22 protein-coding genes and 1 rRNA gene are annotated in these 26,796 nt (G+C 67.7%); 14 read left to right on the top strand and 9 right to left on the bottom strand.

The genetic code is table 11. The features are described 5' to 3' along the window. Positions 1-113: 113 nt before the first annotated feature. Positions 114-1,307: a cytochrome P450 gene (locus tag AB0M22_RS32855; protein WP_364735211.1), complete on the top strand. Its 1,194-nt coding sequence runs from the start codon at positions 114-116 to the stop codon at positions 1,305-1,307. On the opposite strand, the gene AB0M22_RS32850 is transcribed toward AB0M22_RS32855, so the two are convergent. Beyond that, positions 1,304-1,972: a maleylpyruvate isomerase family mycothiol-dependent enzyme gene (locus AB0M22_RS32850; protein WP_364735209.1), complete on the bottom strand. Its 669-nt coding sequence runs from the start codon at positions 1,970-1,972 to the stop codon at positions 1,304-1,306. The two genes, AB0M22_RS32855 and AB0M22_RS32850, sit on opposite strands and share 4 nt — an antisense overlap. Before the next feature lie 199 nt (positions 1,973-2,171). Further along, positions 2,172-3,896, bottom strand: coding sequence for an amidohydrolase family protein (locus AB0M22_RS32845; protein WP_364735207.1), 1,725 nt, complete (start codon positions 3,894-3,896; stop codon positions 2,172-2,174). 245 nt (positions 3,897-4,141) lie between these two features. Here AB0M22_RS32845 and AB0M22_RS32840 point away from each other — a divergent pair, with 245 nt between their 5' ends. After that, positions 4,142-4,816, top strand: coding sequence for a GH25 family lysozyme (locus tag AB0M22_RS32840; RefSeq protein WP_364735205.1), 675 nt, complete (start codon positions 4,142-4,144; stop codon positions 4,814-4,816). Between the two features lie 7 nt (positions 4,817-4,823). Here the strand turns inward: AB0M22_RS32840 and xylB are convergent, their stop codons facing one another. Then, positions 4,824-6,308, bottom strand: a complete 1,485-nt coding sequence (gene xylB, locus AB0M22_RS32835) for a xylulokinase (protein WP_364735203.1) — start codon at positions 6,306-6,308, stop codon at positions 4,824-4,826. A gap of 78 nt (positions 6,309-6,386) precedes the next feature. Here xylB and AB0M22_RS32830 point away from each other — a divergent pair, with 78 nt between their 5' ends. Continuing rightward, the gene (locus AB0M22_RS32830) at positions 6,387-6,890 is read left to right on the top strand and encodes a hypothetical protein (RefSeq protein ID WP_364735201.1); all 504 of its coding nucleotides are present in this window, start codon (positions 6,387-6,389) and stop codon (positions 6,888-6,890) included. Here the strand turns inward: AB0M22_RS32830 and AB0M22_RS32825 are convergent. Genes AB0M22_RS32825 through AB0M22_RS32810 form a run of 4 tightly spaced genes read right to left on the bottom strand, consistent with a single transcriptional unit; the run spans position 6,882 to position 11,328 of the window. Then, on the bottom strand, positions 6,882-7,886 hold the full coding sequence (locus AB0M22_RS32825) for a glycoside hydrolase family 172 protein (protein WP_364735199.1): 1,005 nt from the start codon (positions 7,884-7,886) through the stop codon (positions 6,882-6,884). The two genes, AB0M22_RS32830 and AB0M22_RS32825, sit on opposite strands and share 9 nt — an antisense overlap. Positions 7,887-7,905: 19 nt before the next feature. After that, positions 7,906-8,373, bottom strand: a complete 468-nt coding sequence (locus tag AB0M22_RS32820; protein WP_364735197.1) for a thioredoxin family protein — start codon at positions 8,371-8,373, stop codon at positions 7,906-7,908. Between the two features lie 58 nt (positions 8,374-8,431). Continuing rightward, entirely contained in the window at positions 8,432-9,919 is a 1,488-nt protein-coding gene (locus AB0M22_RS32815; protein WP_364735195.1) for an FGGY-family carbohydrate kinase, read from the bottom strand. Beyond that, positions 9,916-11,328 carry an L-fucose/L-arabinose isomerase family protein gene (locus tag AB0M22_RS32810; RefSeq protein WP_364735193.1) on the bottom strand — a complete coding sequence of 471 codons (1,413 nt, stop codon included), beginning with the start codon at positions 11,326-11,328 and terminating at the stop codon, positions 9,916-9,918. The genes AB0M22_RS32815 and AB0M22_RS32810 overlap by 4 nt, the downstream gene beginning before the upstream one ends. Positions 11,329-11,463: 135 nt before the next feature. Here AB0M22_RS32810 and AB0M22_RS32805 point away from each other — a divergent pair, with 135 nt between their 5' ends. Beyond that, positions 11,464-12,420 carry a carbohydrate kinase family protein gene (locus AB0M22_RS32805; protein ID WP_364735191.1) on the top strand — a complete coding sequence of 319 codons (957 nt, stop codon included), beginning with the start codon at positions 11,464-11,466 and terminating at the stop codon, positions 12,418-12,420. Between the two features lie 24 nt (positions 12,421-12,444). After that, positions 12,445-14,604 (top strand): HAD-IIB family hydrolase, encoded by a 2,160-nt coding sequence (locus tag AB0M22_RS32800; protein ID WP_364735189.1) that lies wholly within the window; start codon positions 12,445-12,447, stop codon positions 14,602-14,604. A gap of 5 nt (positions 14,605-14,609) precedes the next feature. On the opposite strand, the gene AB0M22_RS32795 is transcribed toward AB0M22_RS32800, so the two are convergent. Next, positions 14,610-15,497: a glycosyl hydrolase family 32 gene (locus AB0M22_RS32795; protein WP_364735187.1), complete on the bottom strand. Its 888-nt coding sequence runs from the start codon at positions 15,495-15,497 to the stop codon at positions 14,610-14,612. A 74-nt stretch (positions 15,498-15,571) separates the two neighbouring features. Here AB0M22_RS32795 and AB0M22_RS32790 point away from each other — a divergent pair, with 74 nt between their 5' ends. After that, positions 15,572-15,898: a hypothetical protein gene (locus AB0M22_RS32790; protein ID WP_364735185.1), complete on the top strand. Its 327-nt coding sequence runs from the start codon at positions 15,572-15,574 to the stop codon at positions 15,896-15,898. Between the two features lie 100 nt (positions 15,899-15,998). Further along, positions 15,999-16,757: a tyrosine-protein phosphatase gene (locus tag AB0M22_RS32785; protein ID WP_364735183.1), complete on the top strand. Its 759-nt coding sequence runs from the start codon at positions 15,999-16,001 to the stop codon at positions 16,755-16,757. Positions 16,758-16,763: 6 nt separating this feature from the next. Here AB0M22_RS32785 and AB0M22_RS32780 read toward each other — a convergent pair whose 3' ends face one another. Further along, entirely contained in the window at positions 16,764-19,049 is a 2,286-nt protein-coding gene (locus AB0M22_RS32780; protein ID WP_364735181.1) for an excinuclease ABC subunit UvrA, read from the bottom strand. A gap of 62 nt (positions 19,050-19,111) precedes the next feature. Between AB0M22_RS32780 and AB0M22_RS32775 the strand changes: the two genes are divergently transcribed. The 7 genes from AB0M22_RS32775 to AB0M22_RS32745 all read left to right on the top strand — a co-directional run. Further along, positions 19,112-20,095 (top strand): YafY family protein, encoded by a 984-nt coding sequence (locus tag AB0M22_RS32775; RefSeq protein ID WP_364735179.1) that lies wholly within the window; start codon positions 19,112-19,114, stop codon positions 20,093-20,095. Positions 20,096-20,183: 88 nt separating this feature from the next. Further along, a complete protein-coding gene (locus tag AB0M22_RS32770) occupies positions 20,184-22,211 on the top strand; it encodes a TRAP transporter fused permease subunit (protein WP_364735177.1) in 2,028 nt (675 codons plus the stop codon). Further along, positions 22,208-23,203: a TAXI family TRAP transporter solute-binding subunit gene (locus AB0M22_RS32765; protein ID WP_364735175.1), complete on the top strand. Its 996-nt coding sequence runs from the start codon at positions 22,208-22,210 to the stop codon at positions 23,201-23,203. The genes AB0M22_RS32770 and AB0M22_RS32765 overlap by 4 nt, the downstream gene beginning before the upstream one ends. A 72-nt stretch (positions 23,204-23,275) precedes the next feature. After that, positions 23,276-24,361 carry a saccharopine dehydrogenase gene (locus AB0M22_RS32760; protein WP_364735173.1) on the top strand — a complete coding sequence of 362 codons (1,086 nt, stop codon included), beginning with the start codon at positions 23,276-23,278 and terminating at the stop codon, positions 24,359-24,361. Further along, entirely contained in the window at positions 24,358-24,951 is a 594-nt protein-coding gene (locus tag AB0M22_RS32755; RefSeq protein ID WP_364735171.1) for a TetR/AcrR family transcriptional regulator, read from the top strand. Before AB0M22_RS32760 ends, AB0M22_RS32755 begins: the two co-directional genes overlap by 4 nt. 190 nt (positions 24,952-25,141) lie before the next feature. Further along, a complete protein-coding gene (locus AB0M22_RS32750; RefSeq protein WP_364735169.1) occupies positions 25,142-26,137 on the top strand; it encodes a TAXI family TRAP transporter solute-binding subunit in 996 nt (331 codons plus the stop codon). 571 nt (positions 26,138-26,708) lie between these two features. Further along, positions 26,709-26,796: ribosomal RNA gene (locus tag AB0M22_RS32745) — 16S ribosomal RNA — on the top strand; the annotation flags it as partial.

The following is a 26,796-nucleotide window of genomic DNA, read 5'->3' as shown; positions in this document are numbered from 1 at the left end:
GATCGAGGGTCGCGTTTTGGGGCGCATTTGCCGGGGACCGGCGGGGCTCTGCATGATGGGGCCGGGCACCGCACCCGCACGCCGCGACCGTTCAGCCATCCGGGAGTAGAGCTTTGACCTCACCGATCGCACCTTTCGATGCGGAGTACCTTGTCGATCCGTATGTCGTGCACCGGAAGCTGCGCGAGAGTGCGCCCGTGCACCGGGTCGCGCTGCCCGATGGCACCGAGGCATGGTTGGTCACCCGGGAAGCGGATGTCCGTCGCGGGCTTGCCGACTCGCGTCTGTCGAGCGACAAACGGTCGTCCAGCACGGGATATCGGGGTTTCGCACTACCGCAGGTCTTCGAGGCGCATTTGCTCAATACCGACGCGCCCGACCACACGCGTTTGCGTCGGTTGGTCGCTCATGCCTTCACCCGTCGGCGCATCGAGAGTCTGCAAGACCGGATCCAGGCCGAAGCCGATCGCCTACTCGATCGCATCGCCGGCCGTGAACAGGCGGATCTCATTGCCGAGTTCGCCGCGCCATTGCCGCTGACGGTGATCAACGACCTACTCGGCGTCGCGAACGACGATCGTGAGCGATTCCGGGTGTGGACGAATACGCTGCTCGCCCCCGATCCGAATGAGCCCCGACAGGCCAAGCAGGCCGTTGTCGGCATGGAACGATTCATCGTCGATCTCGTCGCCGCCAAGCGCGCGGCACCCGCCGATGATTTCCTGTCCGACCTGATCGCGGTGCGCGATGCGGGCGATGGGCTCACCGAGAGCGAACTCGTGTCCATGGCATTCCTGATCCTCTGGGCCGGGTACCAGAACACCGTCGAGTTCATCGGCAAGGCCGTTCTCGCGTTGCTGGACAACCCGGAACAACTTGCCGCGCTGCGCAAGACCGCGCCTTCGGTGAGTGATTCGGCGGTCGAGGAACTGCTGCGTTACGCCCATCCGAGCCAATTCGCCATCCGCCGCTTTCCCACCGAAGACATCACCATCGGCGACGTCCGAATCCCCGTCGGGGAAACCGTGCTGCTCGGTACCGCGTCTGCCAATCGGGATCCATTGTTCGTGCCCAATCCTGAAACACTCGACTTGTGGAGACAGGAAAAATCACACCTCGCCCTCGGTCACGGCATTCACTATTGCCTCGGCGCCCCATTGGCCCGACTCGAAACCCGCATCGCCATCGGCAGCCTCCTGTACCGCTTCCCGCGAATCGAGCTGGCAATACCGCGCGATCAAATCCGCTGGCGCTCGTCATTCCGTGAACATGGCCTGCATGCTTTGCCTTTGTTCGTAGGCGACTAAACCGGGCTGGGCAGGTGTTTGCGGTGGCGTCCGTGTTGCCCGGACCAGCTGAACTGCTGGGCGTTCTCGCCGTGCAGCGTTCCGTCGGGCAGGGTGCGCCCGCACAGCACGAGCAGTAGGTGCTGGGCGGTGCCGGAGAGGACTTCGCCGGTGCCATAGCTCCAGTCGAGGTCTTCGGCGCGGAGTTCGATTCCTTTGAGGTCGACGCCGAAGAATTTGACGCTCTTGGGATTTACGGCGTCCAGCACGAGCCGCAGCCGGTCCTCCGGCACCCGGCGTTCCAGGCCGAGGGGGACCGTGATGTCCAACCCGTGGATGATGTCGTGACTCAACGCGCCCGCGAACCCGTAACCCGGCGGCTTCCACGGGTGAGCGACGTTGTCCCACAGCGACTTCAGCAGATCCTCGGCGCTGTACCTGGCCGCGTCCTGGTGGGCGGCATGATCGGCCAATCTGTTGAAACCGCCTGCCGCCCGGAGCAGTTCGAGCGCGAACCGGGTTTCGGACAGGCGGAACGGCAGGGTGATGTGCGCGAGGACCTCGCGCACCCGCCAGCCCTTGCACAGCGTCGGTGCGTCCCAGCTGTCGGCGTCGAGGCCGGTCAAGATTTCGGCGAGTTCCGTCCGTTCCGCCGTGATCGCCGCGCGCACCTCGGTATCGGTCATTGTTTCTCCTCGCCGCGACCATTCCTCCCGTGTCCGCAGATATCGCCGGCCTTTGATTTGTCGGCCGGGCAGGACGCTGCCGCGTAATTTATTGGGATTTGCCGGGTATATCCCCTTCCGGCGATGCTATGCCTATTGCCGGCCAAAACGCCGGAGTGTGGGAACTCGGCGTTTCAAACCGGCGTGTCGCGCAAGCAAACTAGGCGGGTTTCAGGAAAGTGCCTGCGTGGAGGGTGGTGCCGAAGCCGGGGACGAAGGCGCCGTATTCATAAACGACGTGTCCGCCGACAATGGTGGCGGCCACGGCCCGGTCATTGCGATTGACCATCCGATTCAGTCCGGCGATGCCGGGAAATGGCGTTTCGGCGTAGCCGGCACTCGACCCGTCGAAGCCGGCCGGATCGATGACGGCGATATCCGCGCGGGCGCCCTCGTGCAGGCGGCCTGCGTCGAGGCCGTACCAGTCGGCCAGCTCGCCGGTCAGCCGGTGCACCGCCGCCTCGATCGGCATGAAGTCGCGCTGGTGCGTACGTTCCAGCATGCGCAGGCCGAAGTTGTAGAAGGCCATATTGCGCAGGTGCGCACCGGAATCGGCGAATCCGACCTGCACGTTGGGCGAGCGTTGCAGCCGGTCGAGCACGTCGTCGCGATCGTTGGCGATGACCGTGCGCCAGCGCAGCTTCGCGCCGTGCGCGACGGCGAGGTCGAGCAACGCGTCGGCGGGCTGGATGCCGCGCTCGTCGGCCACCTGGCCGAACGACTTGCCGACCACCTCGGCCTCGGGGCAGGCCATGATCTGGGCGTCGTAGAGGTCCCGATGCCACACCCGTGGACCGTATTTCTTCGCGAGATCCTTGCGGAACTGCCTGCGGTAGGACTCGTCGGCCAGCAGCTCGCCGCGCTTCATCACATCGCGGATGTTCAACGCCGCCACCCCGGAGCCGAACTCCTCGAACACCACCAGATCGACGCCGTCGGCGTACACCTCGAACGGCACCGGCAGATGCTGCCACCGGAATGCCGCCCCGCCAACGATATTCGCGATCCAGGCCGCGCTGATCGCGGCCCGCGCGGTCGTGCGGTCGGCCTTCACATCCATGCCCGCGATCAGGGTTGTCTTGAGCGGCTTGCGGAATCGACCGGCACTCTGCGCGAAGTAGCGGGCGATCTCCAACCGCGAGGTGAGGTTCGGCGTGCTCTGATGGATCCGGTTTCGTTGCCGCAGAATCTTGTTCAGCGCCGCGTATTCACGCCAGCCGGCATAGGTCGAGGGCAGCTGCCTGGTCGGGAAGCGCACCCCCTCCAGCTTCGAGAACGAGCTGCGGATGGTGGACAGGCCGAGGAAGCCGGCGTCGAGCGCGTCGGTCAGCATCTGCCGCATCCGATTCAGCTCGTCGCCGGTCGGCTGCGCCTGCGGGTCGACCGCGCGACCGAGCCCCATGACCGCGACCCGAATATCGGAATGTCCCAGCAGCGCCGCCACATTCGCGCCGAGCGGCCGCGCGGCGAGCGACTGGGCGTAGGCGCGCGGCCCGTCCCAGTCTTTGTGTTCCTTCACCGCCGAATGCACCGCGTCCCAGGGCAGCGCCTCGACCCGGGCGAACATATCCGCGCAGTCGTCGGCCTCGGCGTACACCGTGGACAGCGAGCAGTTCCCGATCACTACGGAGGTGACGCCGTGCCGCACCGACTCGCCGAGCCCGGGACTGCCGAGCACCTCCGCGTCGTAGTGGGTGTGCACGTCGAGCATGCCCGGAATGACCCACTTGCCGGTCGCGTCGATGGTGCGGACGCCGTCCGGCAGCGGTTCGGCGCTGATCGTGACGACCTTGCCGTCCCGGATGCCGACGTCCGCGGTCCGCGGTGGCGAACCCGCGCCGTCGAATACCGACCCGCCGCGAAGTACCACGTCGTACCGCGTCATCTGCGCCTCCATGCCCTCCGGTATCTGATACCTCCGGTATGGCGTACATGGTCGCACGGGTAGTTACCCGAGGTCACCTGTTGGCCGTAGATGGGCCTATCCATCCAGGCCGCGCGCAGAAACGAATACGAGAACGGTGGGTCGCTCGGTCCACTCGCTGTCGCGGCAGCGGACACCACGGAGAACGGGGATCATGCATGCGCGGAAGGTCCGCTCGGATCAGTACGCTGGCCGCCTTTTGTGTCGTGGCGCTGGTCGGTTTGTCGCCGTCGAGTGCGGCGCGGGCGGACGGCGGCATCGAGGGCATCGACGTGGAGGCCGCCGGGGTCAACTGGGGCAACGTGAAGAAGACCGCCTCCTTCTCCTACGCCAAGGCGACGGACGGAAGAGACGGCGTCAACGCGGCATTCATCCAGCTGAACGACTCCGCGAGCAAAGCCGGTCTGTTTCACGGCGCGTATCACGTTGCCGCGCCCAATCTGAGCAACGGTATGGACCAGGCCAATCACTTTGTGGAACATGGCGGTGGCGGCTCGACCGCTGCTGACAAACACACAATGCCCGGAGCCATCGTCTTGCGGGACAGTTCCAAGACGGACAAGTGCTATGGACTCGACCCCACCGCGATGGTCAGCTGGCTGGCTATGTTCGACAACACGTACATCAACAGGTCGAAGGGCCCGCACCCGGTGATCGCGACCACCACCGACTGGTGGGAAACCTGCACCGGCGACTCCCACGCATTCGGTGCTAACCCGTTCTGGTTGCTGCACTCCGCCGATTCGACCGAGAAGCTGCCCGGGGGCTGGCAGGCCTACACCCTCATGCAGTACGCGGTCTCCGGATCCAAGCAGGGCAAGGACAAGTTCAACGGGAGCACGGACACGCTGAACAACTTCATCCTGCCGCAGCAGGATTGAGTGGTACTCACGTCCTCCGCTCGTGACTGCGCCGCCGCTGTCGCCGTGGCACCGGAGCCGGTGGCGCGGCACTGGATCCGCCGTACAGATCCCCTTGCGCCCGCTGATATTCCGCCCGGATGTGCGTGCCGATCGAGCGGGCATCCGGGGCGGGTATCTCGGCGACCGTACGCGCGGACCAGGTCGGTGGCTCCGCCGCACCACTGAGCGCCCACGCCGCCTGCCGGGCCGCCCCGAGCGCCACATACTCGTTCGGCTGCGGAACAGTGACAGGCACACCGAAGATCTGCGCGGCGATCTCCGCGACCAGCGTGGACCGAGCGGCCCCGCCGATCAACAGGATTCGCCGCACCCCGGTACCCCGCGAACGCAGATGGTCGAGCGCCTCGGCCATATTGCACAGCATCCCCTCGAAGGCGGCGCGGGCAATGTGGCTGGGGCGCATGGTCTCCGGCCGCAGACCGTGCAAACTGCCGGTGGCATGCGGCAGGTTCGGCGTCCGTTCGCCGGACAGGTAGGGGAGTAGCACCAGTCCGTCCGCGCCCGGCGGAGCCTGCGCGGCAAGCGATTCGAGCGTGGCGAGATCGACTCCGAGCAGAGCGGCGGCGTATTCGAGCACTCGCGCGGCATTGAGCGTGCAGACCAACGGCAGGAAAGCGCCGGTCGCGTCGGCGAACCCGGCGACCGCCCCGCTGGCATCGGCACTGGGCGCCGTAGACCGGGCGAAGACAGTGCCGCTGGTACCCAGCGAAACCACCACATCGCCCTCCCCGAGCCCGAGACCCAGTGCGGCACCGGCATTGTCACCGGTCCCCGCCGCGACGAGCACCCCGCCCGGAGTGCGCCCGGCGACCTCGGCCGGCGCGAGCACCCTGGGCAATTCGGGCGTCCGCCCGCGAAACCCGAGCGCGAGCAGGTCTTTGCGATACTCGCAATCCGCCGGCGACCAGTACCCGGTACCCGAGGCATCGCCCCGATCGGTGGTCGGTTCGAGCGCCGGATTCGACGGTCCGCCGCCGCGCAGCCGCCAGGTCAAATAGTCGTGCGGCAGCAGCACCCGCGCGGTGCGGTCGGCCAGCTGCGGCTCGTGATCGGCCAGCCAGCGCAACTTGGTCACGGTGAACGCGGCGAGCGGAACGCTGCCGACCGCCTCGGCCCACGCCTGCGGCCCGCCGAGTTCGAGGATCAGCTCGTCGGCCGCCGCCGCGGACCGGACGTCGTTCCACAGCAGCGCATCGCGCACCGGATTCCCCTCGGCGTCGAGCGCGACCATCCCGTGTTGCTGGCCGGCCACCGCAATCGCGTCCACCTGGTCGAACAACCCGTCGCCCGCCGTGCACAACGCGTCCCACCACGCCTGCGGCGCCACCTCGGTGCCGTCCGGATGCGGGGCCTGCGCCTGGTGCAGGATCTCCCCGGTGTCCGCATCGCAGACCACCACTTTGCAGGACTGAGTAGAGCTGTCCACCCCGGCCACCATTGCCGCACACATACGCTCCACCTTGCACCCGAACCGTCCCCGCACGACGCATTTCGGGTATTCGATGCCCGGATCGGGCACACTGGCTCGGTGACCGACGATCCGGACCGACCTGCCGACGTGCATGTCCGGACCGGTGCCGGAGACCCGGTACCGGAGCTGACCGACGACCTGCTCACCGAGTTGCTGGACGAGCCGCCCGATCCGGAATGCCCGTTCATCGTGATCAACCGCGGCGAACACGAATACATCCAGACCCGCCTGCTCCCGGACGGCGTCTACGAGATCGAGCACCGCGCCGACGGCTCCGACGAGCAGTTCCAGGTGTACACCCCCGATGCCCGCCTGGTCCGTGACGTCATGTGGGCGTGGGTGGACGAGGACCCGTGGTGGCACGCCGCCGTCGCCTGGTACCGGGTCGATCCGGCTGTCGCGGAGGTGCAGTCCGTCCTGCGCGATTTCGACGAGCTGCTGGGCGGCATGGACGTGCTCGACGGCATCCAGGCGTCTATGGACGACGCTTTGGCCCGTGCCGACGAACTGCTCGCCATGGACCTCGACGAGCTGGATGCCGAGCCCGGCGAATCACCGTGACGTCACGGCCCGGTAGTACCACGCGGTGCTGGCGATATCCGAATTCTCCAGCGGCAGATAGGCATCCCCCTGCCAGCCGAGCGCTTGCACGGTGACCCGCAGTTCGCGGTCGAAGCAGATCGGGTCGTGCGCGTGCCAGCGGTACATGCCGAATTGCTGGTAGGGCTGGTAGATCTCGTCCGGCGGCATCACTTGGACGAGCCCGACGTAGGGTGCCGAGTACCTGCGGTAGGTCCCGTCGATGTCGAAATTCCAAGCGCCGCCGAAGTAGTCCTCGGTGCCGGTGCCGCACAGGGTGGGGAATTCGGTGTCGCCGTCGAGGAAGAACTTGAATTCGCCCTCGCCCCACCAGCCGGGGGCGTTGGGCCGCATCGCAAGGTAGGTGCCGACGTAGCGACCCGGCCCGGGAACGGTGTCCAGCACGGTGTGAATGGCGGGGTGGCCCAACGGATTGCGGCGGGACCACTGGGTGTGCAGGTATCCGGCGGCGGCCGGTACCTCTTCCTCGGTGTAGGTGACCTGGTAGTACACCGGAACCGTCCGGCCGGAGTGGTTTTCCAGGGTGATCCTGGCGTGCTCGCGAAATGGCATGGCCCAGTAGCTGTTCAGGCCACCCGCCGGCGCGACCACGATCATTTCCGACTCGACCAGGGCGAGTTCCTCCCAGCCGTTGCAGAAGAAGTAGCCGAGCGGCAGGTCGATCGCCGGCTCGCTCGCGTCGTCCCAGGAGATCCGCAACGTGATGTCGCGCAGCGCACCGCGATCGGTGGTCAGCCAGATATGCCGGATCACGCCGGGGCCGGAAATGTCTGCCAGGGTGGCGGTTTCGCCGTCGTCGAGCAGGATCGACGGCGACACCTTCCAGCCGACCCCGAGGAACCGGGCCGCGTGCGCGCCGGTGCCGGTGGTCGCGCGACCGCCCTGGCCCGGAGCGCCCGTCGGGTTCTCGGCGCTGATCGACCGCGTGCGCGTGTTGTCCAGCTGCCATAGTTCCATCGGGCGCCTCCAGGGTTGGTTACAGGCCGGGCCAGCCGTATCTACTCGGGATCGGCGCGAGTCCCGCCATCCGCGAGGTCGCGCCCGGTACGGCCGGGGTGACCGCACCGTATGGATCGGCCGGAGCGCCGTGTTGCTCGGCGAATTCCCGGCGGATCTTTTCCATGTCCAGCCATTTGATGTTCTGGACGAGTTCTTCGAGCGATTCGGAATCGATATAGCCGGCCTCGTTGTAAACGAGCAGGCCCTCGCGATAAGCCATCAGCGTCGGATACGCGCTGACCTCCGCCGCGTTCTTCATCGCTTCTTCCGCCACGGCGTCGACGGTGCCGTGCACGACGTCGGGGTGCCGCTCCGACGACGACTCGTACACCGGGGCGAACCGGGTACACCAGCCGCACCAGTCGGCCCACCAGTCCACCAGCACGATGGGGTGGCGGGTGATGACGGCCTCGAAATTCGCCGGGGTCAGGGGGAGAGTGGGCATGAGATCCTCGTATTGATTCCGACAGAGCAACCCTGCATCCTCGCATGGCCGGCGAGGCTCAGGAAAACACCCCCTTGCGGTGTTGTTCGCTCGCGAGGAAATGGGTAATAGCCGTACTGCATTCGTACAGTTCGCGGTAGCGCTGGTAGTACGCATCGTATTCTTCGGTGCGTTCAGGATAAGGCTCGACGGTGCAGACGACCGGATTCCAGTTCGCGGTGTCGACGCCCGCGGCCTCCGCGGCGAGGAGAGCATCGCCGAGGCAGGCGCCGATCGTCTCGGCAGGCAGTTGCTGGGGCAGGCCGGTGACGTCGGAGACGATCTGCGTCCACAGCCCGCCCTTGGTGCCGCCGCCGACCGCGACCAGCCGCCCGGCCTGGCCACCGGCCTCGGTCATCGCGGCGAGGTTGTGCCGCACGCCGTACGCGATGCCTTCCAGGACCGCCCGATACAGCTCGGCGCGTCCGTGTCCGAGGGTCAGTCCCGCGACGATGCCGCGGGCGTCCGGATCGAACAGCGGCGTGCGCTCGCCGGCGAAGTAGGGCAGCACCAGCAGTCCGCGGCCGCCCGCGGGCACCTGCGCGGCCTCGGTGACCAGGTCGGAGAATTCGCCGCCGACTAGGTTGCGCAGCCAGTCGGTCACCGCGCCCGAGGTGGACATGCCCGCGGCGAGCGTGTATGTGCCGGGCCAGGTTCCGCAGGTGCCCCACAGTCCCGGGTGCGGGCGCGGATCGGTCAGCACCTGCACCAGGAACATGGTCGTGCCGTACATGACCATCGCGTCGCCCGGCGCGCGCACGCCGACGCTGGCCGCCTCGGCCCAGGCGTCGATGGTGCCGGTGGTGACCGGAAGGCCAACGGGCAGACCGGTACTCGCCGCGGCCTCGGCGCTGATCCGGCCGACGACCTCGGTCGGCCAGGCGAGCTCGGGCAGTGGCAAGCCCGGCGCGACGAGTTCGGCCCAGTCCGTTGCCCATTCGCGGTTCCGCAGGTCATACATCGGGACGCACTGGCTGGCCGATTGATGGTCGAGCACGTAGCGGCCGGTGAGCCGGTGCACCAGAAAGGAACTTGCCATCAGCAGCATGCGGGTTCGGGCGGCGACCTCGGGTTCGTGCCGGGCCAGCCAGCGCAGTTTCGGACCGACCGCTTGACTGGTCAGTGGCGACCCGGCGCGTTCGAGCACGGCTTGCTCGCCGAATTCGGTTTCGAGTTCGGCGATTTCGACGGTTGCCCTGGTGTCGACGCCGTAGAGAATGGCGGGCCGCAGCGGTCGGCCGGTCGCGTCGGTGGGGAGCAGGCACGGGCCGATGCCGGAGACGGCGAGGCCGTCGAGGGCGCCGCCGTCCGCCGCGTCGACGAGGTCGCGGATGATCGCGACGAAGTCCGCCCACCACACCTGCTCCGCGTCGTGCTCGACCCACCCCGGACGCGGCGTGGAAACGCCGTGCGCGCGTTCGGATCTGGCCAGGACGGTGCCGCGCTCGTCGGTGAGTACACCCTTCGAGCTGGAGGTACCGATGTCGACGCCGAGGAACCTCGTCACCGGACGAACTCGTCGAGGGTGACGCCGAGCAGCTCGCACGCCGCCCGCACGGCGGCCCGGTGATCGCCGGGCACCGCGTGAATGTGGTTGGCGCCGAAGCGGGACAGGAAATCCTCGGCGCGGGCGTCGAGCCGGGCGAAGGCGTGCGGCCACTCCCAGGTGGACTGCTTCATCAGCGCTTCGTTGGTCTGCTCGTCGTAGGTCTCGAAGTCGCCGAGCATCAACTGCATTCGGTAGTCGCCGTCCTTGCGGGTGAGGCGGGCCAGCGTCATGCCGCCGGGCGCGGCGAGGTGATGCACCGAGGCGCCGCCGGCCGGGAAGAAGAACACCTCGGGATACAGGTGCACCTTGGCGAGGTTCTCCGCCGGGTCCGCGCTGCGGGCGGCGTACCAGGTCGCGTGCTGACCCGAATTGCACAGATCCCAGATGTCGCGATCGGCGTGATAGTGCCGCACATCGGCGAAAAGCACCGGGGTACCGGCGATCTGCTTGAGCAGCTGCATGGTGAGCGCGCCGTCCATGTCCGCCTCAGTGGCGCACACGTGGGTTTCCTTCGGCCCGTTCCAGTCGTACGGATCGTTGAGGAAGGCCTCGGTGATGTCCATCGTGGCGAAGTACTGGGTGAGTTCGGGTTGACCCTTGATGCCGGAGAAGTCCAGGCGCCATTCGGCGATCAGCTCACGCACCGCCAGATACGAACGGATCTGGCGCTCCAGGATCTCCGGCGTCAGCTTCGCGCCGTCGTAATGCACGCCCGCGGCGTGGGTTTCGAGCCATTCGCGGGCCGCCTTCGCCTCACTCGCGTCGGCCAGTTCGGCGCGCCGGACGATCTCCCACTGATCGATCTCCTCGACGTCGATGCCGAAGATCCGTTGCCACTGATCGGTATTCGCGACCGCGGTGTTCATGCCCATCGGTCGTCCGCCGAAGCGCCCGAAGGTGCTGCCGCGCAGGCTCGCCACCGCGGCGGCGGCACCGGCCTGCACGCCGATCGCCTCGATGAGCGCGGGATCGGCCGGATCACCCCACAGCCGGGTGTGGGTGCGCCCGATCTGGTCGAGCGCGCCGCCGGCGGCCAGCATGCCGACCATGCCGGGCTGCACCGGGTCGATGTTCGACAGCAGCAGGAGCGGGCCGGGCGTCGCGCCCGCGGCCAGCATGGTGAAGTGCGGGAACGCCCAGACCGCGTAGTGGAAAACGGTCAGATCGACCTCGGCCGCGGCGACGCCGCGCGCCACCGAACTCGCCGACGCGTTGTCGCTGATCGTCTCCTCGCCACGCACCACCTCATGCCCGGCCTGGATCAGCGCGGCGACCAAGTGGTCCTCCGTCGAGCTGATGAAGTCCGCAATGCCCGCGTGCACATAATCGCGACCGTCGGACATGCTGATTACACCGATACGGGCCATGCCGGTCCCTCCGCGCAGGGTGGTCGGATAGACGGTTTGATTCAAGAAATACCAGGCAGAACAAAACAATTGGGCGGATTCGGCAAATCGCGCGACCGGCCTGGGTGATGAGGTGCGGTTTGCTACGGTCGGCCGATGGGAACGGACCCGGCGGGGCGGGTCGATCCCGCGACCCCAGCGCACAATCGATACCGCGTGCTCGTTGTCGGCGCGTATTACGCCGATCTCGTCTTCCACGGACTGTCCCGGCCCGTTCAGCCGGGGACCGAGGTGTTCGCCCGGGGCTTCGAGATGCTGCCGGGCGGGGCGTTCACGCCGGCGATGGCGATGCGCAGGCTCGGGCACGACGTGGTGTGGTCGACGGATTTCGGCACCGATCTGTTCAGCGCGCAGGTGCTGGCGGCGGCGCGGGCGGAGGGGCTCGACGAGAGCGGGTTTCGCTTTCACGCGGCGCCGGTGCGCAGTGTGACCGCGGCCTTGTCGTCGCCGGTGGATCGGGCGATGGTGAGTTATCAGGATCCGGTCGTGGCGTATCCACTCTCAATCGTATTGCGCGAACACCGTGCGCGAGTGGTGGTCTTGCCGCTGCTACAACACGGCGCGGATGTGCTGACCGCCCTCGAGGTCGCGCATGAGCTCGGGACTCAGGTTTTCATGGACTGCCAGGACGTTCCGTGCACGCTCGAGACGCCGACCGTGCGCGAGATACTGAGGCAGGTGGATATTTTCGCGCCGAACGCCGATGAGGCATTGCGCTTGACGGGCGTTCCGTCGCTCGACGCGGCGATAGATATCCTTGCGGGCCTGGTGGATATGGTCGTCGTCAAGCGGGGCAGTGGGGGAGCCATCGCGGTTCGAGACGGTCTGCGGTGCGAGATCGGCGCGGTTCCGGTCGAAGTCGTCGACACCACCGCGGCCGGAGACTGCTTCAACGCCGGTTTTCTGCACGCTCACCTGGCCGGACAGTCGCTGTCCGACTGCCTCGCGACCGCGGTGGCCTGCGGTGCGGCGGCTACTACGGCCCTCGGCTCCAGCGCCGCACTGGACCTGGCAGAGCTGCCACAGTGGCTCGCTCGCGTACCCACGGTGTGATGCGATCCTGCTATCGTTGCGTAGATGGCAACCGGCGAGGGTTCCAAATCTGTTGAGCCGGAAGCTGGTTCACCCGGCAATCGATGCTGCGGCGTCGCTGCGGGTGCCGCGGGCACCGGTAAGGTCCTGGTCACGGATCTGGACGGCACGCTGCTGGGCGGTACCGACGCCGATCGGCTGCGCCTGCGCAACGCGCTGACCCGCCATCCCGAGGTGACGGTGGTCTTCGCGACCGGCCGCGGCCTCGACTCGATCCGCGAGGTACTGCGCGATCCGCTTGTGCCGCAACCACGGTGGATCATCGCCGACGTCGGCGCCAGCGTCGTCGACGGGACGGATCTGGCCCCGGTCGCGACGGTGCAATCACGCCTGCGCGCCGGGTGGCCCGGCGCCGAGCTCGTTCGCGCTGCCCTACAGCACTTTCCGGCCTTGACCTATCAGGAAGGCGTAGCCCAGGACGGCCGCTGCTCGTTCCTGCTGTCGCGCACGGACCTGACCCCGGAACTGACCGACACCGTTGTGGCACTGGGCTGCTCGTGGCAGTACTCGGCGGACACCTACTTCGACGTGTTGCCCGCACACGCGGACAAGGGCAGTGCGCTCGTCGCGCTCGCCGGAGAATGCGGCTGGTCGATGGACAGCGTGCTGGTCGCCGGCGACTCCGGCAACGACCGTTCGATGTTCGGCCGCGGCGCGCACGGCGTGCTCGTGGGCAACGCCGAAAGTGGTCTGCTGGCAGCGGTTCCGCCGACGCAAGCGGCGCATCGACCAGACCGGCCGGGTGCGGCGGGCATTCTCGCGGCACTACGTGAACTCGGCTGGGTCGAGCCCGACTATCCGCTGGTCGTCGGATACCACCGCGCACCGGTCACGTGGACGCCGGACGGCTGGCGAACCCCGTCGAGCCCCAACGGCATTCTGCCGACGCTGAACAGCGTGTTCACCGGTGATCTGCGGGCGGTGTGGGCGGCCGGCGTGGTCATCGAACCCGACGACGCCGGACGTCTCGACGATCACGACACGGGACTTCCGCTCGCCTTCCTGCCGCTGACCTCGGCCGAGTGGAGCGAGTACTTCCACCGGGCCTGCAAGGAGGCGCTGTGGCCGGTGCTGATGTCGCAACCGCACCGACTGCGCTTCGATCCCACCGCCTGGGCCGCGTATCGCGAGGTGAACACCCGATTCGCCGACCACATCAGCCTCCGGGCCGCTCCCGGCGCGACGGTGTGGCTGCACGACTACAACCTGTGGCTCGTCCCCGGCCGGCTGCGCGAGACCCGGCCCGACCTGCGGGTGGGCTTGTTCCACCACACCCCGTTTCCCGAGCCGGACGTCTTCGCCGCCCTGCCGCCCGCCGCCGAGATCCGCGAATCGCTCGGCGCGCTCGACTGGGCCGGTTTCCACACCGAAGTCTTCGCCGAACGCTTTCTCGGCTCGCTGGCCGACCTCGCTCAACCGCCCGCGGTCGGCGTTCATCCGTTGGGCATCGATCGGTTGGCCATCGCAGAGCTGGCCCGCTCGCGCTCGCTCGATCATGGAAAACCCGTTGGCCCCGTGGTGCTTTCGGTCGAACGCCTCGACTATGTCAAAGCCCCCGTGCAAAAGGTCGACGCCATAGCGGATCTCCTGGTCCGCCACCCCGAACTGCGCGGCGCACTTCGCTTCCGGCTCGTCTGCCCGCCGCCGGAGCCCGGCATCACCGCCTACGACGACACCCGCCGGCTGCTCGAACGCCGCATCGATGAGGTCAACCGCGCCTGGGCGGCCGACGACTGGCAGCCCATCGAATACTTCCCGCAGTTCCTGACCTTCCCTGAGGTCATCGACCACTACCTGGCCGCCGACGTGTTCTGGGTGACCTCGCTCCAGGACGGCATGAACCTGACCGCGAAGGAGTTCATCGCCGCCCAGGCCGCGGTGCACGGTCGCGGCGTGCTGGTGCTCTCCCGGCACGCCGGCGTCGCCGAACAACTGGCAACCGGCGCGCTGCTCACCGAGCCGAATTCACCCGCCGACCTCGTCGAAACACTCCACCGCGCACTGCTTCTCCCACCGGCCCAGCGCACGCAGCGACTGTCCTGCCTGAGCGACCTGCTCGGGCAACACAATCCCGCCGAATGGGCCGCCGAGATCATCGCGGCGATCCAGGCCGCCCGCTCCCGACCGGCCGACCGCGCGGCCTGAACCCGTTACCGCGGCACGGCTTTCGCGGAATAGGGATCGCGGGCCGGCGGGAAGGTCAGCGTAGCGAGGTACACCCCACCCTGCCCCCAGCCCGCACTGGTGATCCACCAGCGCACATCGTCGTGCACCAATTCCGCCGCGTGCGAGGCGATATGGCCGACCTTGTCACCGATCCGGAAGCAGAACGGGTTGTCACTGCGGAACACGTCGGTGCCGACATAGTCCGGCCGCGGGCCGATGAACAGATACCACCAGCCGTCCTGCTGAACGACGAACGGCGACTCGGTATTTCCCGCATCGGTGCCCACGGTCGGGTCGGTGTAGGCGATATGCCGGTCGCCCCAGTGCACGAGATCGGTGCTGGTGCGGTAGGCGACCACGTGATTGCCGCCCGCGGGTTCGCTGGTCGCGCAGTAGTACATCACCCACTGATCGCCGACCCGGGCCACCATCGGGTCTCGCGCGTCGTAGCCGTCGGTGAACAACGGCCCGGAACGCCTACGCGCCCAAGTGAACATGTCCGTCGAGGTCGCCAGGTTGATCTGCGCCGCGGTCCGGTCCGGGCCGCCGCCGGCATAGAACATGTAGTACCGCCCGTGCGCCGCGACCACATACGGCGCCCACAGATGCGTCTCCCCGTAGTCCGGGTCGACCACCAGCGCGGGCGGCTGCTTGGTCCACGGGCCGAGCAGTTCGTCCGCCGTCGCGTGCGCGAACTCGACCTCTTCGAACGGATTCGCGGGCTCCGGATGGGTGATCCCGTACAGATGCCACCGCCCGCCCGCGTCCCGGACGATCGTGTGATCGTTGATGTACCAGGGCTCGGCCTCCCCGGCGCCCGGATCGTAGATACGCACAAAGGCGCCCGCACAGACCACTTCGCGCATCGCCATACGTCTCATCATCCTCGCCCCGCGGCCGATCACCCGCACTGATGCGGTTCGGGTATCGCATTGTGGCCGGTTCAGTGCCGTGGTCGCAGCGCGCCCGACCCGGCGGCGGCAGCAGCCGGCCGACGAACATCGACCCGGCGAACAGCGCGAACCCCAACAATGCGGTCGGTGGACGACGGCAGCATCCCCCGCGCGCCGAGCATGTCGCCACGACGACCAGCACGCCGACGCCGACGAAGTGGGCCGCGAGCGCGACGTGCGCGCGCTCGAGCGCCGCGCCACCGATCATGCCCAAGCTGAAGCAGGCATGGATGCCGGACAGCAGCGGCCGTCCACTGGCCTGCTCCACCGCGACACAGGTTCATGCCCGCGAATACGTTGCCAGCGAAACACGAAAATGAGAGCCCGGCAACACGTTTACGCCACCGCCATGATCGCCGCGGACTAAACTGGGTGGGCGGGGTTCGGAAGGCGTCGATCCGGGTCCGGCAGAGAGTTGTCATGTATACCCATCTCGACCCGCGCCGGTGGGTGGAGTTCGCGGAGATCGACAACGTGCGCGATCTCGGTGGCCTGCCCGTGAACGACGGCGGCACAACCCGTTTCGGGGTCGTCTATCGCTCCAGCACGCCGCAGCAGCTGTCCGAATCCGATCTGGCGCAGCTGCTCGGTCCCGTGGGTTTGCGGACTCTGGTGGATCTGCGCACGCCCGCCGAAACGGCACAGGAGGGGTATGGCCTGCTCGCGGAAAGTGCTGTGCGCCTGGTCAATCTGCCCGTGTGCAAGTTGTCGAGCGCGGCCACGCCCAGCGAACTCGTGCCGGACGCGGACCGGTTCGACCTGTGCGGGCTGTATCGCGAACTCCTCTCCGGCAGCGGCGAATCCGTGGTCGCCGCCGCCCGGATCATCGCCGACACCGGCCGCCATTCGGTCGTCTTCCATTGCGCCGCAGGCAAAGACCGCACCGGCATCCTCGCCGCCGTCCTGCTCGACGCCGTCGGTGTCCGCCCCGAAGCCATCATCGCGGACTACGTGCTCACCGCCGAACGCATCGTCCGGATCCGCGCCCGGCTCGCCACCATGGTCTCCTACCAGGGCCTCACGCTGGCCCGCACCCGTATCTTCGCCGTCGACCCGGCACCGATGCGCCGCTTCGTCGCCGGCCTGCACGCCCACCATGGCGGCGCGGCCAACTGGCTGCGCGCGAACGGCCTGAGCGCCGCCGAACTGACCGCCCTGCGCCGCGCGATGGTCGAATAACCGGGCCTATGCCGCCTCGCCCATGCTCCGCCGCAGGTAATCGGCGGTAATCGAGTTCTCGTCCGCGAGCAACGCGGCCGGCGTTCCGGTGAACACGATCTCGCCGCCGTGCTTGCCGCCGTCCGGTCCGAGGTCGATCACCCAGTCCGCACGTTTGACCACGTCCAGGTCGTGCTCGATGACGATCACCGTGTTGCCCGCGTCGACCAGCCGGTCCAGCAGCGCCATCAACGTATCGACGTCGGCCATGTGCAAGCCCGTGGTCGGTTCGTCGAGCACATAGATCCCGCCGCTGCGGTGCAGGTGATCGGCCAGCTTGATCCGCTGACGTTCACCGCCCGACAGCGAGCTGAGCGAACGGCCGAGGGTGAGATAGCCGAGCCCGACCTCGTTGAGCGAGCGCAACGGCGTGCGGATCTTGCTGTCGGCGTTGCCGTCCCAGAAATCCAGGGCCTGCTCGGCGGTCATGTCCAGCACGTCGGCGATGGACGCGCCGCGCACCGTGTAGGGGAGAACCTCCGGCCGGAATCGCCGGCCGTGACAGGTCTGGCACACGGTGGTGATCGGATCCATGTACGCCAGATCGGTGAAAATGACGCCCGCGCCGCCGCATTCGGCGCACGCGCCCTCGGAGTTGAAGCTGAACAGCCCCGGCTTCACGCCGTGCTCCTTGGCGAACAGCTGCCGCATCGGATCCATGATCCCGATGTAGGTGGCGGGGCTGGACCGCCGCGACGCGTGAATCGCGGACTGGCTCACCGCGATCGCGTCCGGGTGTGCGCCCAGGAACGCCCCGGAGACCAGCGTGCTCTTACCCGAGCCGGCCACACCGGTGATCGCGGTCAGCACGCCGGTCGGGAACCGTGCGGTGACGTTCTTCAAATTGTGCAGCGCCACATCGGAAACGGTCAGCCACCCGGTCGGCGTGCGCGTGACCTCCTTGACCGGCTGCACCCGGCGCAGCAGCTCACCGGTCAAAGTGCCCGAGGCCCGGAGCTTTTCGACCGTGCCCTGGAACTCGACCTGACCGCCGTGCGCGCCCGCACCCGGGCCCATGTCCACCACCTGGTCGGCGATCTGGATGACGTCGGGGGAGTGCTCGACCACCAGCACCGTGTTTCCCTTGTCGCGCAACTGGATCAGCAGGTTGTTCAACCGGCCGACGTCGCGCGGGTGCATGCCGACGCTCGGTTCGTCGAAGATGTAGGTCATGCCGGTGAGGCTCGAACCGAGGTGCCGAACGACTTTCAGCCGCTGCGCCTCACCGCCGGACAACGACGAGGTCTCCCGGTCCAGCGAGAGGTAGCCGAGCCCGACCTCCTCGATCCGCCGCAGCCGGTCGATGGCGGCCCTGGCGATCACCTCGGCCATCGGATCGTCGATCGCACCCAGCACGTCGATCAGGTCCGACACCTCGAACCGGCCGTAGTCGGCGATGCCGAGCCCGTCGATCCGGCTGGCCAGCGCGGCCGCGCTCAACCGCGCACCGCCGCAGGACGGGCAGATCTCCTCGGTGACCACCTCGCGCGCGGCCGCCCGGTTCTTGTCCGACAACGAGTCGAGATCACGTTTGATGTACAGGCGATCGAACCGTTCGAGCAGCCCCTCGTACGCGTTGCTCCCCACGCCGCCGGTCTTGTTCGGTCGCGGCACCCGAAAGCCGTTGCCGCGCAGGAACAGCTGCCACTCCTCGGCACTGAACTCGCGCAACGGCTTGTCCGGATCGAACAACTGCGACTGCGCGTAGAGCTGCCACTGGAACGTGCCGATCGCGAACGGCGCGAACGTGATCGCGCCCTCGTTGAGCGACTTGCCGGTGTCCAGCAGCTTGTCCAGGTCCGGCCGCACCACGTGACCGAGTCCGCCGCACTCCTGGCACATGCCCAGCGGGTCGTTGAACGAATAGGCGGTCGCCTCACCGGCACTCGGCTCGCTGTGCCGGGAGAACAGCACCCGGATGATCGACTGGATGTCGGTCATGGTGCCGACGGTGGAGCGCGAGTTGCCGCCGATCGGCCGCTGATCGACGACCACCGCGGGCGCCAGGTTGTCGATCGCGTCCGCCTCGGGCCGCTCGTACTTCGGCAGCCGATTGCGGATGAACCAGGTGTAGGTCTCGTTGAGCTGGCGCTGCGACTCGACCGCGACCGTGCCGAACACGATCGAGGATTTGCCCGACCCGGACACCCCGGTGAAGACCACGATCTTGCCCTTCGGGATCTCCAGCGTGACGTTGCGCAGGTTGTTCTCCCGGGCGCCGACGATCTGGATGGTCTCTCGCTCTGCATTCACGACAACCACGCTATGCGGCAATGAGGTCAGGATCAGTCCTCATTAAGCGGCATACTGAAACAGTGACCGAGACCGCCGCGCGGCTGCTGCAACTGCTGTCGCTGCTCCAGACCCGCCGCGAATGGACCGGCCCCGAGCTGGCCGACCGCCTCGGCGTCACCGTGCGCACGGTGCGCCGGGACATCGAACGGTTGCGTGAGCTGGAGTACCCGGTGCACGCGAGCCTCGGCTCGGTCGGTGGATATCGGCTGGAGGCGGGGACCGATCTGCCGCCGCTCCTGCTCGACGACGAGGAGGCGGTCGCGATCACGCTGGGTCTGCGCAGCGCCGCCCAGGGCTCGGTGGCGGGCATCGAGGAGTCGGCCGCGCGGGCACTGGTCAAACTTCAGCAGGTGTTGCCGTCGCGGCTGCGCGGGCGGGTGGACGCGATCGATTCGGCGACCGTGTCGCTGGGCGGCCCCGCGGCCGGGCCGCGGGTCGACCCGGAAACGCTGGTCGTGCTGGCCGCCGCGGCCCGGGACGGCGAGCGGATCCGGTTCCGCTATCGCGACAAGAGTGATGCGGAGACCAAGCGGTTCGCCGAACCGCACAGCCTCGTCTCCGCGGGCCGCCGCTGGTATCTGGTCGCCTGGGACATCGATCGGGCCGACTGGCGCACCTTCCGTCTCGACCGGATCGACGCGCCGTTTCCGACCGGAGTGCGCTGCGCGCCAAGGGAATTGCCCGCCGAAGACGCTGCGGCATTCGTCACCGCTCAGCTCGCGCACGCGCGGCCGATGCGCACCGTGGTGTTCCTCGTGCACGCCTCCGCCGAGCAACTCGCCGACACCTTCCGGGTGCGACCGGAAGAGGTCGAGCCGATCGACGAGCACAGCTGCCTGATCCGCACCAGCGCCGACTCGCTCGAATGGACCGCCGTCCGGATCGCCCACTTGAACGTGGAATTCGAGGTGCGGGAACCGCCGGAGATGAAGCGCATGCTGCACGAGGTCGGCGCCAAACTGCTTCGCGCGGCGGGGAATCCGCAGGTGGCAAGCCCGGACTGACGCGCGGGGGAGGCGGAATCGAAGAATGACCGATTCGCCTGTTTTCAATACCGGTATACGACCGGTCGTGCGTTGCTATCGTTCCGCCATGTCGAACAAGGCGGGCGATCGCCTGGAGTCCGAGGCGCCCGTAGAAGAACGGCCCACACTGCTGGAGGTCGATGACGAGGAGCGCCCCGCCCGGGTACTGACCGGCTGGGCCGAGCGGGTGGTCGCGACGGTGTCCTTCGTGGTCGCGATCCTGGTGGTGTGGCAGGTCTTTCGGCCGCTGCCGCAGGGAAGTCAGTACTACCTCGTCGTATTCCTCGCGGCGACACTGCCGTTGGTGTTCATCGCCTACCGCTCCGGTGTGCGGTTCCTCGATCGAGGCGACGGGCCGGGCGTATTCGATTGGCTGCTCGCCGTTGCCGCCATGCTGGTGTGCCTGTATCCGGTGCTGCCGTTCCCGATCGGCTCGGGCGGCGGTGGCTACAACGCCTTCCTGGATCGCCAGGGTCTGCTGGATCCCGTCGACGTCGCCATGGGCGCGGTGCTGCTCGTTCTCGTGCTGGAAGCCTGCCGGCGGACCACGGGCTGGGTGCTCGTCGCGGTCTGCCTGGTGTTCGTCGCGTACGGGTACTACGGCGGATTCCTGCCGCAGGACTGGACAATCGCGCACGCGGGCTTGGACTTCGGGCAGATCATCGACGCGCTCTACAACTCGGGCAGCGGGTTCTACGGCACGCCTTTGGATGTCGCGGCCACCTACATCGTGCTGTTCACGCTGTACGGCGCGGTGCTCGAATTCTCCGGCGCGGCACAGTTTTTCGTCGACCTGTCGGTGGCCGCGTTCCGGCGCTCGCGCGGCGCGGCCGGACGGACCGCCGTCGCTTCGGGATTCCTGCTCGGCACCGTATCCGGGTCGGGCACCGCGACCGCGGTGACCATCGGTGCGGTCACCTGGCCGATCCTCAAACGCGCCGGGTACCCACCGGAACAGGCGGGCGGCATGCTCGCGGCGGCCGGGGTCGGCGCGATTCTCTCCCCGCCGACCCTGGGTGTCGCGGCGTTCATCGTCGCCGAGTACCTCGAGGTGTCGTATGTGACGGTGCTCGGCTGGGCGCTGATTCCGACGCTGCTCTACTACCTCGGCATCCTGCTCGCCGTCGAGATCGACGCGCGCCGGCTGGGCACCAAACCGGTGGAGACCGACGGGGTTTCGGCCTGGCGGTTGCTGCTGCGTTTCGGCTATCACTTCCTGTCGCTGATCGCGATCGTTGTCCTGCTGTTGCTGGATGTCAGCGCCACCAAAGCCGTCGTCTACGCGACCGGCCTGGCGTTCGTCCTCGCCTTCTTCGACCCGCGCACCCGCGAGACCGCGCTCTCCGCACGGCGGGTGTTCCACGCGATCGGCAGCGGCGTGCGGGCCGCGCTGCCGGTGGTCGCGGTGTGTGCCTCGGCGGGCGTGATCACCGCGATGACCACCAAGACCGGGCTCGGCGCGCAGCTCGCCTCGCTGCTCGTGCGCGCGGCGAAGTCGTTGTCCGACAACCACACCGTGGTACTGGCCTGCACCGTTGTGCTCGCCGCGATCGCTCTGGCCCTGCTCGGCCTCGCGGTGCCGGTGACCGCGTCGTTCATCATCGGCTGGGCGATCATCGGCCCCGCGCTGCTCGCGCTCGACGTGCCGCCGCCGGCGGCCGCGATGTTCGTCTTCTACTACTCCGTGCTCTCCGAGGTGACGCCGCCGACGGCCCTGGCCGCGGTCGGCGCCGCCGCGGTCACCGGCGCGCGCACCGTGCCGACCATGTGGCAGGCGCTGAAATACGCGCTGCCCGCGTTCCTGGTGCCGGTGGTCTTCGTGCTCACCGAACCCGGCGAGTATCTGCTCGGCCGCGGTCCGGTGCTCGGCATCCTGTGGACCACGGCCGTCGCCTGCCTCGGCGTCGCCGCCCTCGCGGTCGCCACCGGCGGCTGGATCCTCGGCGTCGGTCCGGCGAAACCGCTGGCCAGAGCGTTGGCCGCGATCGGCGGTCTGCTGCTGCTGTACCTGGAGACCGGCGCGCTCATCGCCGGCCTGGTCGCACTCGTCGCGGCCGTCGGGATCACTCTGCTCGCTCGAAGGAGGACGACATGAGAAGAGTCGCCGTAGTTTTCGCCGTCGCCGCGGTATCGGCCGGTCTGCTCACCGGATGCGGGGGTCGCCGGGACGCGCCGCACCACGACGCGGGTGGCGCGATCACCTGCGAGGTGCAGCAGGAGACCAGGGTCGGCATCGCCACCGGCAACGCGACCGGCGTGTACTTCGCGCTCGGCAACTCCTACGCCGACCAGGTCTCCCAGGCCACCAACGGCAAGGTGAAGGCGACCGCGGCGGAGACCGGCGCGTCCGTGCAGAACATCCAGCAGCTCGTCGCCGGCACCTATCAGGTGGCGTTCTCGCTCGCCGACACCGCGGCGGACGCGGTGCTCGGCACCGGCAGCTTCGACGGCAAAAAGCAACCGGTGCAGGCGCTTTCGCGGCTCTACCCGAACTACACCCAGGTGGTCGCGCGCACCGGCTCTGGCATCAATTCCGTCGCCGACCTGCGCGGCAAGCGGGTATCCACCGGCTCGCCCAAGTCCGGCACCGAGGTCATCGCCCAGCGCGTCCTGCAAGCCGCCGGCCTGAACCCCGACAGCGACATCTCCGCCCAGCGCCTCGACCTCACCAAAACCGTCGACGGGATGAAGGACGGCTCCATCGACGCCATGTTCTTCTCCGGCGGCCTGCCCACCCCCGGCATCACCGACCTGTTCACCTCGGCCAAGGACAAGGTCCGCTTCCTCGACCTCACCGACCAGCTCCCCGCCATGCGCAAGCTGAGCCTCGTCTACGAGGCGGGCACCATCCCCGCCGCCACCTACGGCCTGTCCGCCGACGCGAAAACCATCGTCGTCCCCAACGTCCTGCTGGTCCGCGACGACCTGGACGCCAACCTCGCCTGCGTCCTCACCAAGGCACTCTTCGACCGCAAACCCCAACTGGAACAAGCGAACTCCGCCGCCAAGGACATCACCCGCGACGACGCCCGCAAAACCGACCCCGTCCCCCTGAACCGCGGCGCCGACCACGCCCTGACCAAGTAAGCAGGTCCTCGAACACCCTGCTGTGCCGGACCTCACCTCCTATTTTAGGTCGTTTGACCTATATTGGTGACCATGGATGACGAACTCGAGTTCGACCGACAAGGTCCGGTGCTGGTCGTGGGCGGTTACGGAACGGTTGGTGGTGAGTTCGCGCGGATGGCGGCGAGGTCCTGGCCGCTGCTGCTGACCGGCCGCACGATCGAGCGCGGACGGACCCTGGCCGAAGAAGTCGGAGCAGCGCTTCGAACCTGGGATCTGGCCGATCCCAAGCCCTTTCAGGCTCGGATCCGGGCAGTCGTCGGCGTGGTGAACGATCCCGACGACCGGGTGCTGCGTGCGGCGGTCGCCGGGGGAGTGCCGTATGTCGACGTCACCCGATGGACCGCGCGGATGCAGCGAGCGGCGACCGTGGCGGCGATGCTCGGCCCGACCGCGCCGGTGTTGTTCAGCTCCGCGTGGATGGGTGGAGTGACCAGCCTGGTCGTCGCCCACCTCGCCGCGGAGCTGGGTGGCGCGGACACGGTCGACATCTCGATCCGCTGGGATCTGAACGATCGAGCGGGCGCCGACTCCGTCGAATTCATGGACCGGCTGGGGCTGGACTACGAGATCGTCCGCGACGGACGGCGGCAAACCGTCATGCCGCTCAGCGACGTTCGCAAGGTGTGCATCGGTGACTCGGTCACCCGGGTTGCCCGCATCGACACTCCCGAGCAGTTCACCTTGCCACTCACACTCGGCACCGCGACCGCGGCCACCCGGATCGGATTCAGTTCTGCCGCATCCACTTCCGCATTGCTCGCGGTCAAGCGGCTCGGCTTCTTCCGCTGGGGCCGGGGCGAGTGCTTCACGCCGGCGCGGCGCGCGCTGCTGTACTCACCCGGTGAAAACGGGGTCGCCCGGCTGCGGGTCGATGTCGCTCACGCCGGCCGTACGTACAGCGCGACGGTCACCGACCCTGCGGGTCAAGCGCATCTGACGGCTGTCGGTGCCATGCTCGGAGTGCATCGGATACTCGGCACGGATGGTCTGCCTGCGCCGACCGGAGTGGCCTTCCCCGAACAGATTCCGAATCCGGTACGGGTTCGCGAGTTGCTTACCGCGCACGGCGTCGAGCTGCGCGTCGGCCACGCACCCGCCGATGACGAGGCCGCATGAGCGACGGCACCCCGGGCGGTACCGGCAAGGGCGCGCAGCGGCGGGCCGAGCTGCTCGATGCCGCCGAACACATCCTGTCCGAGTCCGGACACGGGGAACTGACGATGCGTGCGGTCGCCACCGCCGCAGGCGTGCGTCTCGGGCATCTCCAGTACTACTTTCCCGGGCGCGCCGACCTGGTGGCCGCTGTCCTGGAGCGCACTCTGCAGCGATCCCGCGAGCGCCTGACTCCGGTGTTCGCCTCGGTCGCCCAGCCGGATTCGGCCGAGGAGTTGGTGCGGACGTTGCTGGCAGAGCAGGACGACCCGCAGCTCGTTCGGGTCTATACCGAGCTGTGGGCGCTGGCCGGACATGACGACGCTGTCGCGGCGGTGCTGCGAAAGTTCTACGGGACATATCGATCCCACGTCGCCGATGTCGTGCGCGCCGGAAACCCTGACCTGCCGGAAGCCGTTCGCGACGCGCGCGCCGCGGTCTTCACGATCCTCATCGAGGGCGCCGCGCTGTTCCGTTCCGGCATCGCCGGCGAACGCACGGCGGCGACCGACGACGCACTGGTCGCCACCGCTGTCGCTTTGCTGCGGGGCTGAAAATCGACCGGATACCAACGTTTTTCAGTAGCTGGGCGGGTGGCGTTGATATCGTCACGCCTTGTCGACGGGACCAGTCGTCTGCGGTCGTGATCGGTGATGTGGAGCTGCCCGCATGGGCGTCGAGTTGGTGGGCGGGCGGGTTGGTCGCGGCCGGTGTGGTCGCTCGGCCCGCTCCAGGGAGGACGAGATGAGAAGAGTGGCGATCGTTTTCGCCGTGGTGTCGGTGTCGGCGGGGTTCGTCGCCGGCTGCGGGCAGCGCCAGGACGGGCCACCGACCGACTCGGGTGCTCCGGTCACCTGCGAGGTGAAGCAGGGGACCAAGCTTGATATCGCCACGGGCAACGCATCCGGTGTGTTCTCCGCGCTGGGGACCGCCTACGCGGATCAGATCACGCTGGCCACCGACGGCAGAGTGACGGCGACCGCCGCGGAGACGATGGCGTCGGTACAGAACATTCAGGACCTGGTGGCCGGCAAGTATCAGGTGGCGTTCGCGCAGACCGATACCGCGGCCGACGCGGTGCTCGGCATCGGAACCTTCGACGGGGACAAGCAGCCGGTGCAGGCGTTGGCGCGGCTGTATCCCAGCTATACCGAGGTGGTCGTGCGCGCCGACTCCGGCATCACGTCCGTTGCCGGGTTGCGCGGCAAGCGGGTGTCGACCGGTTCGCCGAAGTCCGGGACCGAGATGCTGGCGCGGCGCATCCTGCGCTCCGGCGGGTTGAACCCGGACAGTGATATCGCGGTCAATCGTCTGGATCTGACCAAGGCCGTCGCCGGTATGAAGGACGGCTCGCTCGACGCGCTGTTCTTCACCGGCGGTTTGCCGACGCCGGGGCTGACGGAGTTGTTCAAGTCGGGCGGGGACAAGTTCCGCTTCCTCGACACCTCTGAGCAGCTGGCCGGCATGCGCATCCTGAACCCGGTGTACGAGTTGGGCGCGATACCCGCTTCCACCTATGGGCTGTCGGAGGACGTGCCGTCCATCGTGGTCCCGAACGTGCTGTTGGTGCGCGACAACCTGGATGCCGATGTCGCCTGCGTGCTGACCAAGGCGCTGTTCGATCGGAAACCTCAGCTGGAACAGGCGAACGCCGCGGCCAAGGGGATCGTGCGGGAGGCGGCGCGGGAGACGAACCCGGTTCCGCTGCACCGCGGGGCCCAGCACGCGCTGGCCAACTGACGGGGGCTGCCGGAAGGCCGGCCGGGCTCGTTCGGGTGAAGTCTTCGTGGCCTGAGTCACATTCGGGCGATCCGGGCGGATTCTCGGCCGATGTCAGGGGGCTTGACCTGCGAATTCTCGGGCTGCGCAGGGGATTTGACGAGGCGTTCGCCAACGCGTAACTTAGTTCGAGTCAGAGCGACACGGACACCGACCCGGAGCCGAGAAGCCCAGCGGAAATGCTGAGCGGAGGACCGGGAAACGAGGTCGTACGAGGAGCGCCTGACGCTCACACTAGCAAGACCGGCACCTCGATTTCACGTCGGGTTCATGGTTGCGCTAAGCTGTAAAAGTTGCCTCACCGACCGATCGGGCCAAGCCCGCTAAGTGGTGTGTGCGTGTGTTCTTTGAGAACTCAATAGTGTGTCGATGAATGTCAGTGCCAATTATTTAATTGGTTCCGGCTTCTCATACCCCCCGGTTGAGAGGTTGGACATTTAGTCAGCAAATCTTTTTGCTGGCGTTTTGTTTTGCTAGGTTTTCGGACTCTAGTTATTCTTCTGATTAGCCCTTCGGGGTAAGTCAAGAGTCTTCAACGGAGAGTTTGATCCTGGCTCAGGACGAACGCTGGCGGCGTGCTTAACACATGCAAGTCGAGCGGTAAGGCCCTTCGGGGTACA

The organism is Nocardia sp. NPDC051756, assembly GCF_040681495.1.
Lineage (GTDB): Bacteria > Actinomycetota > Actinomycetes > Mycobacteriales > Mycobacteriaceae > Nocardia.
The sequence above is the reverse complement of the archived record's forward strand: the minus strand, read 5'-3'. Positions and strand labels throughout refer to the sequence as shown.

What these genes read in the sequence shown, in the direction of transcription:
- AB0M22_RS32850 (WP_364735209.1), bottom strand. Translation starts at nt 1,972, where the DNA reads ATGACCGATACCGAGGTGCGCGCGGCGATCACGGCGGAACGGACGGAA.
- AB0M22_RS32845 (WP_364735207.1), bottom strand. Translation starts at nt 3,896, where the DNA reads ATGACGCGGTACGACGTGGTACTTCGCGGCGGGTCGGTATTCGACGGC.
- xylB (WP_364735203.1), bottom strand. Translation starts at nt 6,308, where the DNA reads ATGTGTGCGGCAATGGTGGCCGGGGTGGACAGCTCTACTCAGTCCTGC.
- AB0M22_RS32825 (WP_364735199.1), bottom strand. Translation starts at nt 7,886, where the DNA reads ATGGAACTATGGCAGCTGGACAACACGCGCACGCGGTCGATCAGCGCC.
- AB0M22_RS32820 (WP_364735197.1), bottom strand. Translation starts at nt 8,373, where the DNA reads ATGCCCACTCTCCCCCTGACCCCGGCGAATTTCGAGGCCGTCATCACC.
- AB0M22_RS32810 (WP_364735193.1), bottom strand. Translation starts at nt 11,328, where the DNA reads ATGGCCCGTATCGGTGTAATCAGCATGTCCGACGGTCGCGATTATGTG.
- AB0M22_RS32805 (WP_364735191.1), top strand. Translation starts at nt 11,464, where the DNA reads ATGGGAACGGACCCGGCGGGGCGGGTCGATCCCGCGACCCCAGCGCAC.
- AB0M22_RS32800 (WP_364735189.1), top strand. Translation starts at nt 12,445, where the DNA reads ATGGCAACCGGCGAGGGTTCCAAATCTGTTGAGCCGGAAGCTGGTTCA.
- AB0M22_RS32795 (WP_364735187.1), bottom strand. Translation starts at nt 15,497, where the DNA reads ATGGCGATGCGCGAAGTGGTCTGTGCGGGCGCCTTTGTGCGTATCTAC.
- AB0M22_RS32785 (WP_364735183.1), top strand. Translation starts at nt 15,999, where the DNA reads ATGTATACCCATCTCGACCCGCGCCGGTGGGTGGAGTTCGCGGAGATC.
- AB0M22_RS32770 (WP_364735177.1), top strand. Translation starts at nt 20,184, where the DNA reads ATGTCGAACAAGGCGGGCGATCGCCTGGAGTCCGAGGCGCCCGTAGAA.
- AB0M22_RS32765 (WP_364735175.1), top strand. Translation starts at nt 22,208, where the DNA reads ATGAGAAGAGTCGCCGTAGTTTTCGCCGTCGCCGCGGTATCGGCCGGT.
- AB0M22_RS32760 (WP_364735173.1), top strand. Translation starts at nt 23,276, where the DNA reads ATGGATGACGAACTCGAGTTCGACCGACAAGGTCCGGTGCTGGTCGTG.
- AB0M22_RS32755 (WP_364735171.1), top strand. Translation starts at nt 24,358, where the DNA reads ATGAGCGACGGCACCCCGGGCGGTACCGGCAAGGGCGCGCAGCGGCGG.
- AB0M22_RS32750 (WP_364735169.1), top strand. Translation starts at nt 25,142, where the DNA reads ATGAGAAGAGTGGCGATCGTTTTCGCCGTGGTGTCGGTGTCGGCGGGG.